Genomic DNA, 11079 nt, shown 5'->3' with positions numbered 1-11079 from the left:
AGGCCCTCTACCGGACCACTCCCGCCGCAAAAAACATGGCCAAAATCGCCAAAGGCATCCTGGTTTTCCCCGACGTGGTCAAGGCCGGGCTGATCGTCGGCGGCCAATACGGCGAGGGCGCGCTCCGCGTCGGCAACAAAACCACGGGCTACTATAGAACAGTGGCCGCCTCATACGGCTTGCAGGCAGGGGCACAGTCTTTTGGCTACGCCCTGTTTTTCGTCGACAATGAAGGGCTGCAATATCTCAAGAAAAGTAACGGGTGGGAAATCGGCGTCGGCCCGAGCATTGTCGTCGTCGATGAAGGAGTCGCCCGCTCGCTCACAACCACCACCGCCAAATCCGGCATTTACGCCTTTATCTTTCAGCAAAAGGGGCTGATGGCCGGCATTGGCATTCAGGGCAGCAAGATTACCCAGATTACCCCGGACAAATAAAAGGACTGTACCGCGATCTGCGGACCGTGTGGCACCGTCCGCGGAATCAGCCTTGCAGCAGAGCCGCAATTACCCGACAACATTTGCTTTCAAACAGGTGAACGATGAACAAGACGCATTGTATAACCAAGGGGTTGGTCATTGTACTGGCAGGTTTTTTTCTTTCCGGCTGCGCTGCGGCGCCCAAAGACGCTCCAACCGGTTTCCTCAAAGAATATCCGCAGTTCCAGCCTGGACCGGCTGAGGGCATTGATCAGGTCTACACCAAGCCGGGGATGGATCTGAAAAAATACAAGCGGGTGATGCTGGACGAGGCGCAGTTCTACCTCAAGAAGGACGCCGCCAGCCAGGGGCTGCAGGCCAGCGAATTGAAGGAGTTGTCCGACACCTTCCACCGCGCCGTGTTCGAGGCTCTGGGAACGGCCTATCCGCTGGTCACCGAACCAGGGCCGGATGTGCTCCGGATTCGCTTGGCGGTCACCAACGTCGAGACCAGCAATCCGGCCATGAGCGGGATCACCACGGTGCTGCCGATCGGTCTGGCGGTCAGCGTGGCTAAAAAAGCGACCACCGGCGCCTATACGGGAGTGGGCGGCGCCAGCATGGAAGTGGAATTCCTTGATTCCACCACCAACGAGCGGCTCGCCGCCGGCGTCGACACCTTCAACGGTTCGAAGATGAGCGGCTTTTCCAAACTCGGCGCCACCAAGGAGGCCTTCGAGTTCTGGGCCAAAAGGCTGCGGGTGACCTTGGACAACGCCCACGGGGTAGCCAAGTAATTGCCGTTCGCAGGCCAAAAGCGAGAGCGCTCGCTTGGGGAACAAAGGAGCACTGGAAAGATGGATGTCCATCTTTCCAGTGGTTGCTTGTATCCATCTCGCAGATAAACATGAATTTCCAACATGTGTGACCGCCGCGCGCTCATTGCCCTGCTCTTTGCCTTGCCCTTGATAGGCTGGGGAGGATTGTCCTTATACTACGGGCCGCTCCCGAGTCCTTGGCGCATGGTGGCGGCCGTTGGTTTTACGGCGGCGTCGCTTGCTGTTTTTTTCCTTGCCCCCACCTGGAAAAAGGCGGCGGCCGGCTTTGCGGCGCTGTTCGTCCTGGCGCTGGCCGCTTTTTTGCTGAGAGCCCCTTCGAATAGTCGCGACTGGCAACCGGACCTGGCGCTGTTGCCTTCTGCCTCCATCGAGGGCGACAGAATTACCATTCATAATATCCGCAACTGCGACTATCGCAGCGAAACCGACTTCACTGTTCGCCATTACGACAAAACCTTTGATCTCAATGCGCTGACCAGCGTCGATCTCTACCTGGTGGATTGGGGATTGAAGAGCGTGGTGCACACCATGCTCAGTTTTGGTTTCAACAACCGCGATTATGTCGCGATCTCGATTGAAGCCCGGAAGGAGCGAGGCGAGGGGTATTCCACCCTGCGAGGCTTTTTTCGCCAGTATGAATTGACCTACGTGGTGGCGGACGAGCGGGATGTGGTGCGGCTGCGGACCAATTACCGGCAGGGAGAAACCACGTATCTGTACCGGATTCAGGGCGACAAGCAACTGTTCCGCGAAGTGTTCCTCGACTATTTCCGGGCCATCAACCGATTGCACGACAGGCCGGCATGGTACAACGCCCTGCTCTCCAATTGCACCTCGGTGCTGCGCGGCCACACCCGACCGTATTTCCGCAAAGTTTTCTGGGACTGGCGGCTGCTGGCCAACGGCTATGCCGACGAGCTGGCCTACGAAAAGGGCACGCTGGACGCGTCATTGCCTTTTGCGGAGCTGAAACAACGAAGCGTCATCAACCCCAAGGCCAGAGCGGCGGACCAGGACCCCGATTTCTCCTTGCGCATCCGCGAGGGACTGCCAGGGATGGGCCTGCGGCAATAGCAGGCCAAGGGAAGAGCACACAAGAAGTCAAATTTTGCAAACCATGAGAATGGTTGCGTTCCACACCAAAAAAGGAGCAAACAATGAGAAGAGCATTGCACATCAAGGAACTGGCGCTCGTCGGCGTCCTTGCAGGATCCACCGCGATTCTTTCCTGCCCGTCGGTTCAGGCCGCCGGGTTCATCGATCTTGATTTCGAGAACACCCCCTCCGTGATCGGTTTGGGCGTGGGCATGGTGCCCGATTACACCGGCTCCGACGATTACACCTTCGGCGTGGCCCCATTTTTCCGCTATACCTTCAAAGGACAGGAGCGCTATGTCCAACTCATCGCCAACGAGTTGACCGTCAATGTCCTCGACGACGAGATGTTTCGTTTCGGCCCCTTGCTGAACTATCGTTTTGGCCGTGACGACAGCATCGACGACCCGATGGTCAGCCGGATGAAAGAGATCGACGACACCGTGGAAGCAGGCGCCTTTGCCGACATCGTCTGGGTCAGCGCCACCGAGAAACGCCAGCGGTTCATCCTCGGGGCGAAAGTCTATCAGGATGTCGGGGACGAAAGCGACGGTTTCCGGGCCAACCTCGGCGCCCGGTATTGGCAACCAGTGGCGAAACCCGTTGATCTGAGCCTCAGCGCCGGCATTGTCTATCAGGACGACAAATACGCTGATCACTACTTTGGGGTCGACGCCGACAACGTCGGTACGTCCGGGCTGCCCTTCTTTACCGCGGACGGCGGGCTGAACGAATACTATGCCATTGTCGGCGCCAATATCTATCTGAGCAAGAACTGGCTGATGAGCGTCGGCCTTCGCGCCTCCACCATCGCCGGCGATCCAGGCGACAGCCCGATTGTCGACCAGCAGGGAGATTCGACCCAGTGGATCGGCGGCATCGGCGTGGGCTACATCCTGTGGTGATTTTTCTCCAATACAGGCTGTTGACCTGATCGAACCACGCTAGAAGGAGCGGCAACAATGGCAAGAGCTTTCCTTGTGCGACCCATACACCCGGTGTTGCAGCAGATGCAAACGCCATGGCGTCAACCAATGAGGCGTCTTGCCAGGTTGCCCTGGGCAGGGCTGTTGCTGTTGGTCGTTGCCGCTTTCGGCCTCGCCGGCTGCGCGACCATCGTGGGGGTGCAACAAAACGACCCCCGCGAGACCTACGCCCAGATCGCGGTGAGCGCGGTCAGCGCCGACGACTACAGCCGATTCTCCCAAGATGTCCTGACCCGCTACGACAAGGTGCAGGCCTTTGGCGAAGCCCCCTTGCAAGTCCTCGCCTTTCTCCATCACGAGGCAGAGAAGGATTACCGCAACGACCTGCTCTTTGCCCTGGCCGAGCTCAATTATTTCATCGCCATGCGGCAACGGCAAGGCGGGGTTGAGAAGGCGCGTCCCCACTTCTTTGCCTCGGCGCTCTACGCCTATTTGTATCTGTTGGGCAAGGATTGGCTGGAGCCCCCCAGTCCCTTTGATCGACGATTCCGGATTGCCTGCGATCTGTACAACAACAGTCTGGCCCAAGCCCTGACCGACGCCGACGGCAATCTCCAGATTGCTCCCGCCCAAGTAGATTTGCCGGTCGGCCGTTTTGCCTTTTCCGTAGACGCCAGGCCATTCCACCAACATCTCGATCAGTTCGAAAAATTTGTCTCCACCGACAAGTTCGGCGTCAGGGGGTTAAGCCGCAGAAACCGGGAAGCGGGAATGGGTGCGCCGATCATTGCCGTTGAAAAGAAACCGGCAGAGGCGCCCATGTTCCGTTCCAGCCCCGGAACCCTTTTCCTGCGGTTTAACTGCACCTTGCAGGAGATCGACACAGGCGCCTGCACCGGCGCGTTGGAATTGTACTCGGCCTACAACCAAACCGAGACCACGGTAGGCGGCCAAAAAATTCCGCTGGAAAGGGATGTTACCGCGCAACTTGCGTACACCATCGACCAGCCGTATGTCCAGGGTTTGGGGTTCAACGAATTTCTCCACGGAACGGGCTATATTAAATCCGGCCTGTTCTACATGCAGCCTTATGAGCCGGACAAGATCCCGATTGTCCTTGTTCACGGCACCTTCAGCAGTCCCGTTGCCTGGGCGGAATTGGCCAACACCCTCCGCGCCGATACCGTCATCAATCGAAAATATCAGTTCTGGAATTTTTTCTACGACAGCGGCAAGCGGATCGGCATCTCGGCGCAAGAGCTGCGCGAGGCGCTGAGCGCACAGGTGCAGCAGGTCGATCCCAAGGGCACCAACGCCGCTTTGCGCCAAATGGTGATTATTGGCCACAGCCAAGGGGGATTGCTCACCAAGCTGACCGCCACCAACACCGGCGACGCCTTCGTGAAAATGGCCACCGGGAAAACGCTGGCCCAACTCGACGTTACGGACGAAGAGCGCACTCGTCTCGAAAAAGAGGCCGTCTTTACGGCCTTGCCCTTTGTCAAGCGGGTGATCTTCATCTCCACCCCCCACCGGGGCAGCTTTCTCTCCAAAAACTGGGTCCGCACCCTGGTGCTCAAGATGATCACCCTCCCTAAGGGGGTGCTGCAATCAACGGCCAACCTCATGAAAACCGTTGCTCAAATGGGCATTCCCGAGGCCCAGGCGCAGCAATTCATCGCCACCACCAGCCTCGACGCCATGTCGCCTGACAACCCGACGATCAAGACAATGGCGGAGATCCCCCTCGCCCCGGGAGTCAAAGGCAATTCCATCGTGGCCATCGACGGCGACGACATCCCGCCTGAGGGCGACGACGGCGTGGTCACATACGCCAGCGCCCATGTGGACTATGTGGAATCGGAATTTCTGGTGCGGTCCGGTCACTCCTGCCAGGGCCATCCGCTGGTGATTGAAGAGGTCCGCCGCATTCTGCTGGCCCATCTGCAGGCGAATCAACAGTCGCCGGAGAAGACGCATTGAGGGCGCACGGAAATGCAGCGACGGGAGCGTTGACCGTTATCCCAGACGACTGCGCAAAATCCTCAGACGCCTGGCGCGTTTCAGCCGCATCTTGGCCTGTCCCTTGTTCTTTGCTGTGAGCAGATGGAGCATATGCCGACCTTGAGAAACAACCTCATCACCCTTGCCCGCCTCGCCCTGCTGTTGCTGGTCGTCCTGTGCGGCTGGGCCTGGGAAGGGCAGACGGCAGAGAATGCGCAAACCGCAACAGACGTGCAATTGCTCGTTGCCCCTGAGGTCCTCAAGGCCAAAATCGAGGAAACCGCCAAGGCGCCCGGCCTTGAAGAGAGTGCAAAAAACGCCCTCCTTGAATACTACCGCAAGAGCCTCGACAATTTGGCGACCGCGGCAGCCCACGACGGACTGGCAAAGAAATTTGTGCAATCCATCGAGACAACGCCGGCGGAAATCAAAAAAATCAGAGCGACGCTGGACAAGCCGGACCCTCAGCCCCCGGCGCAAGAACAGGCGGAGGATCGTTTTGACAGCGTTCCTCTCAAGGAGATCGAGCAGCAGCTGTTGAAAGCCAAGGCCAGTTACACCGCCACCGAGGCGGAGGCCGCCGCCTTGACCCGTCAACTTGCCGCCCAGAATGAACGACCTGTCAAGGCGGGGCAACGGCTTGCCGAAATAAAAACAAACGAGTCCGCATTGCTCGCCGCGCTCAAAGCGCCTGCCCCGGACAACGAATCCCCGCAGACAACGGAAGCCCGAACCTGGCTGCAACAGACGCAGATCCAAGCGTTGCACAGCGAAACCAACATGCTGAACCAGGAACTGGTGAGCATGCCGGTGTTGGTGGAGTTGGCAAACATCCAACGCGAGGAAGCGGCGGCCCGCCTGGAACGCGCCCGCTCCCAGATGCAAGAGCTGGAGGCGCAGGTCAACCGCAAACGACAGGCGGAAGCGACCCAAAGCATGGATGCGGCCAAAGAAGCGATGCGGCAGGTGGCTGACAGTTCACCGGTGCTGCAACAGGCGGCGGCGAGAAACGCCGAGTTGGGCGACAACCTGCAGACCGTGACCGCAGCCCAGGAACACCTTGCCGCGGAAAAAGACGCCCTCGACAAAGAGTCGAAAAGACTCGAAGAGAACTTTAAAACCACCAAGCAAAAAATTGAACTGGCCGGTTTGAATCAAGCCCTTGGCCTGATGTTGCACGACCTGCGACGAACGCTTCCCAGCGCACGTTTTCTGCGCAAAAAAGTCGCCGGCAATCAAACCGCAATCGCAGAGGCTGGCCTGTTGCAGGTGCAGCTGAGCGAAGAGCGGCAGAAGCTCGACGATGTTGACCGGTATGCCGCCGAGCTGGCCGAGGGCATTGCTCCGGACGAACTCGGCACGACTTCGGAGGAACTGAAAACGCTCCTGACCAGTCGAAGGGAGCTCCTCGACAAGATAATCATCGCCAATCAAAGCTCCCTTGGCCTGCTCGCCGAGCTTGAAACCCTCTACCGTCAGTTTATGGTCACGGTTGCCTCGTTTGACGCCTTTCTCGCTGAACGCCTGCTCTGGATGCGCAGCACGCCGGCAATGCGATGGAAGGATTTTTACAATCTGCCGAGCGAAGCCGCCGCGCTGGTCACTCCCGGCCCATGGCTCACCACCGGCAAGCTGCTGGTTGCCCAGGCCGTCACCTCGCCGATCTTCATTCTGGCCTGCCTGGCAACAGCGGGCATCCTCTGGTTCCGAAAGAGCCTTCTCTCCCGGATCGAAACAACCGTCGGTCTTGCCGGCAACCCTGCTTCCTATCGTTTTTCTCTGCCCATCCAGGCGGTGGTCCTGACGTTTTTGCTTGCCCTGCCCGGTCCGTTGCTGCTCCTAATCCTTGCAGGGGAGGTGCAGACCCTGCAGGAAACAACCGAGTTTTCCCGGGCGATTGCAACCGGCCTGATCGGATTGGCCTACCGTTTCTTCCTCCTCCGTTGGTTGCGGACGCTGCTTTTGCCCCATGGCCTGGCAGACGGATTTTTCCACTGGCCGAAGCGGACCATGATTTTATTGCGCCGAGAAGCCGGCTTTCTGATGATCAGCTTCCTACCGGCCGTCTTCATTACGCAGGTGACGTTTTTAGCCAATTATCATGCAGGGGGCGGGTATCCCCTGGGGCGGCTGCTGTTAATCGGGACCCTGAGCATCCTGCTCTTCTTTTTCTATCGTCTTCTCCATCCCAAGACCGGAGTGTGCCAGCACTTTTTACACCTGCATTCACATCAGCTTTTTGCCCGCATCTATCCGCTTTTTTTCTTTTGCATCATGCTCCTCCCGCTGGCGTTGAGCGGGCTGGTCCTGGCCGGATACATTGGCGCGGTCGGCGCTCTGATCCGCAGTCTTATCAACAGCATCTGGGTTTGTTTAGGCTTGGTGGTCTGTCACCAGCTGATTGAGCACTGGCTGATCCAATCCAGCCGCAGGCTTTCCCTTCACAAGGCCCAGGGCCACAGCGCTTCGGCCAAGGCCAAGGCCAAGGCCAAAATGGAAACCGGTCCACGCGCCGGCGAAACAAAATCCGAGCTGGTTGAAGAACCGGCCGAGGATCTGGTTGAGTTGAGCACCGAGAGCCGCAAATTGCTCGACACCCTCACGGCTCTTAGCGCCTGTGGCGCGCTCTGGCTGGTCTGGGCCGACGTCTTGCCGGCGCTGCGGGTCTTTGATGAATTCACCCTCTGGAAATACGCCTCTGTGGTCAACGGCCAGGCAACCTCGATCCCCGTCACCCTGGCCGACGTCGGTCTCACCATCATTATCGGCATCGTCACCTTGACCGCCACGCGCCGTTTCCCCTCGCTGCTGAAGATTGTCCTGCTCCAGCATCTGGGCATGAGCGCCGGCAGCCGGTACACCATTACGACCCTGTCCCGCTACCTGATCGGCGGCGCCGGCTTGACGGCAATGGCCGAAATCCTCGGGTTTAGCTGGTCGCAGATTCAATGGCTGGTTGCGGCCTTGGGCGTCGGCATCGGTTTTGGCCTCCAGGAAATCGTCGCCAACTTCATCAGCGGCCTGATCATCCTGTTTGAACGTCCTATTCGGGTGGGCGACGTGGTGACGGTGGGCTCGACCGACGGCGTGGTCACCCGCATCCGCATTCGGGCCACCACCATCCGCGATTTCGACGGCAAAGAACTGCTCGTCCCCAACAAGGAATTCATTTCCGGCCAACTGCTCAACTGGTCGCTTTCCGATCCGGTGATCCGTATCCTGCTGCCGGTCGGCGTGGCCTACGGCAGCGACGTGCAGGCGGCAATGACCTTGATGAAGCAGGCGGCCGAAGAAAATGCGCTGGTGCTCAAAGAACCCGTGCCTGTTGTCACCTTTGACAGCTTCGGCGACAATGCCCTGCTCCTGACGCTGCGGTGCTTCATCGGTTCGGTGGACAACCGGGTGGCGGCAAAAAGCGTTTTACATCAGGTGATTGACCAAAAATTCCGGGAGGCCCAGATCTCCCTGGCCTTCCCGCAGCGCGACGTGCACCTCGACACGGTCAAACCCCTTGTCGTCAGGGTCGTGCGGGAGGAGAATGCGGACGACGGGGACACGCCTGTGCCGGCGGTGGCGGATTGAAGCCTCGCGGCAAGCAACATGGTGTTCAAGCGTCCGGGGAACGGCGCGGCCCAAAAAGTGGGATGCCGGAAAACCGGTTTAACTATTTAACTATTCACAGTAAACGGAGAAAAGCATGCAGAACTACAAAGCGATGTTCCTGATGTTGGTGGTGGCGGTGAGCGTCTGGGCCTGTGCAAAGCCTGCGCCCAAGGAAGAACTGAACGTAAAACGAGCCAATGTGACCTCCGTGACGGCCACTGTCCAAAAAATCGACCTGAAAAAACGGGTGGTGACCATCCGGGGCTCGGAGGGCGACGTCCGGAAAGTGCATGTTGGCAAGGAAGTGGTCAATCTGCCGCAAGTCCGCGTGGGCGACAAGGTGGCGGTGGATTATTATGAATCGTTTGCGGTGCGGATGGCCAAACCCGGCGAGGTCAGGGACGAGGTCAGGGGCATGGTCGGCCGGGCGAAACCGGGCGAGAAGCCGGAATATGTCGAGGAAAGCGAAACAACCGTGACCGCAGACATTCTCGATCTGGACAAGGCGCGAGAGACCGTCACCCTCAAGGGACCCGACGGCGACGTCGTGGTGGTCCAGGTTGCGGATCCGGCCAATCTGGACAAGGTCAAGGTCGGCGACACCATTGTGATTACCTACACCGAGGCGCTGGCGATTGCCGTCCGAACGGTGAAATAACACGAGCCCTGTAAGGCTGATGCGATTGTTGGCCCGGCAGAGCAGCGGCGGCGCCTGGATGCGTTCGACGCCGAGGATGCCGATCTGTCCTGCGCACAATTTCACGGTCGGCCGCCTGAAAGGAGTTGCCTTCAGGCGGCCTTTAATCATAATAGAAAGATGAGGTTAGTGAACATCGCCATGCCCACGACGCTCTTGAATGGGTCAATCTTTTTACCTGGTAGCAAGGAGAAGTCAGATGAAAACGCCTAACATTCTCATCCTGCTGATGCTGTTGCTCATGGTCTCCGGGACGGCGTTGGCCGCCCCCGGTCCTGCCGCGGCTCCCAATGATCCCGGCTGGCCGCGGGTGATCGCGAAAAACGGCAAGGAACTGACCATCTATCAACCGCAGATCGATTCCTGGCAGGACTACAAGAACATTCACGCCCGGTTCGCGATTGCCGTCAAAGACGGAAAATCGAAAAAAGAAACGTTCGGCGTGGCCGAGTGGGATGCCGAAACTGTGGTCGATCAAGCCGCCCGGGTTGTGGCGATCCTTCCCAAGAAACGGGAACTCCGGTTTCCCAACACCACCGAGGCGGAAGCGGCGGCGCTGCGCAGCGTGGTCGAGGAAATCCAACCCTTCGGTCAGGCGACGACCGTCTCGCTTGATCGGGTCCTGGCCTATCTCGATCCGGCTCAGCAGCGGCAACAGGCTCCGGTCGAGTTGAACATGGACCCGCCGAAGATCTTCTTCAGTCGCAAACCGGCCATTTTAGTGATGATTTTGGGAGAGGCCAAACTGCAGCCGGTTGAAGCCAACAGAACCGATCTGATGTTCGTGGCCAACACCAACTGGGATCTCTTTTACGACACGACCCTGCAGGAATATTTTCTCCTCAACCAGGAGAGCTGGCTGAGCACCAAGGACTTGGTCAACGGGCCATGGGTCTCGACGACCTCCCTGCCGGTTGGATTGTCCAGCCTGCCGGCCAACGAAAACTGGGACGACGTCCGCAAGCAGATTCCCGGCAAACCGGACAAAAATCCGCCGGTGGTCCTGATCAGCAAGGAACCGGCGGAAATGATCCTGACCCAAGGGGAACCGACCTACAGCCCCATCCCAGGGACCAAACTGCTGCGGATCAACAACACCGAAAGCGTGGCGTTCCTCAACTCCGCAGACGGCAAATACTTCTTTCTGACCGCAGGCCGATGGTTCCGCGCCGCCAGTCTGGACGGCCCCTGGTCGAACGCCAGCAACGATTTGCCCTCGGATTTTTCCCACATCCCGGACAACGATCCCGCCGCCTTTGTCAAGGCCTCGGTGCCGGGCACAACTGACGCGAAAGACGCGGTCCTGTTGGCCTCCATCCCCAACACCACCACAATGGACGTCAACGCGCCGGCTCAGGTGCAGGTGGCCTACAACGGACAACCGAATTTCCAAGCCATTCCATCCACCACCGTCCAGTACGCCACGAATTCCGCCAGCGCGGTCTTTCTCGTCAACGGTAGTTACTACTGCTGCGATCAGGGCGTCTGGTATTCGA

At 58.8% G+C, this 11079-nt stretch carries 7 protein-coding genes and 1 pseudogene; all 8 read left to right on the top strand.

All coding sequences use genetic code 11. From position 1 onward, the window contains the following. Nucleotides 1-437, top strand: a 437-nt coding sequence (locus RCH93_RS07465; RefSeq protein ID WP_306547712.1) for a lipid-binding SYLF domain-containing protein, incomplete at its 5' end; no start/stop codon positions are given. Nucleotides 438-541: 104 nt separating this feature from the next. After that, nucleotides 542-1216: a DUF3313 domain-containing protein gene (locus RCH93_RS07460; RefSeq protein ID WP_306547711.1), complete on the top strand. Its 675-nt coding sequence runs from the start codon at nt 542-544 to the stop codon at nt 1214-1216. Nucleotides 1217-1339: 123 nt separating this feature from the next. Continuing rightward, the gene (locus tag RCH93_RS07455; RefSeq protein ID WP_306547710.1) at nt 1340-2332 is read left to right on the top strand and encodes a DUF4105 domain-containing protein; all 993 of its coding nucleotides are present in this window, start codon (nt 1340-1342) and stop codon (nt 2330-2332) included. An 83-nt stretch (nt 2333-2415) separates the two neighbouring features. After that, nucleotides 2416-3258, top strand: a complete 843-nt coding sequence (locus RCH93_RS07450; RefSeq protein ID WP_306547709.1) for a MipA/OmpV family protein — start codon at nt 2416-2418, stop codon at nt 3256-3258. 129 nt (nt 3259-3387) lie between these two features. After that, complete coding sequence (locus tag RCH93_RS07445) at nt 3388-5262, top strand: triacylglycerol lipase (RefSeq protein WP_306547708.1); 1875 nt, start codon at nt 3388-3390, stop codon at nt 5260-5262. Between the two features lie 132 nt (nt 5263-5394). Beyond that, nucleotides 5395-8865 carry a mechanosensitive ion channel domain-containing protein gene (locus RCH93_RS07440; RefSeq protein ID WP_306547706.1) on the top strand — a complete coding sequence of 1157 codons (3471 nt, stop codon included), beginning with the start codon at nt 5395-5397 and terminating at the stop codon, nt 8863-8865. A 115-nt stretch (nt 8866-8980) separates the two neighbouring features. Continuing rightward, the gene (locus RCH93_RS07435) at nt 8981-9544 is read left to right on the top strand and encodes a hypothetical protein (protein WP_306547705.1); all 564 of its coding nucleotides are present in this window, start codon (nt 8981-8983) and stop codon (nt 9542-9544) included. Nucleotides 9545-9782: 238 nt separating this feature from the next. Then, a pseudogene (locus RCH93_RS07430) lies at nt 9783-11079 on the top strand (hypothetical protein); the annotation flags it as partial.

Source organism: Desulfobulbus sp. (assembly GCF_030824455.1).
GTDB lineage: Bacteria > Desulfobacterota > Desulfobulbia > Desulfobulbales > Desulfobulbaceae > Desulfobulbus.
Note: the sequence above shows the minus strand (reverse complement) of the source record. Positions and strands in the feature narration are given on the sequence as shown.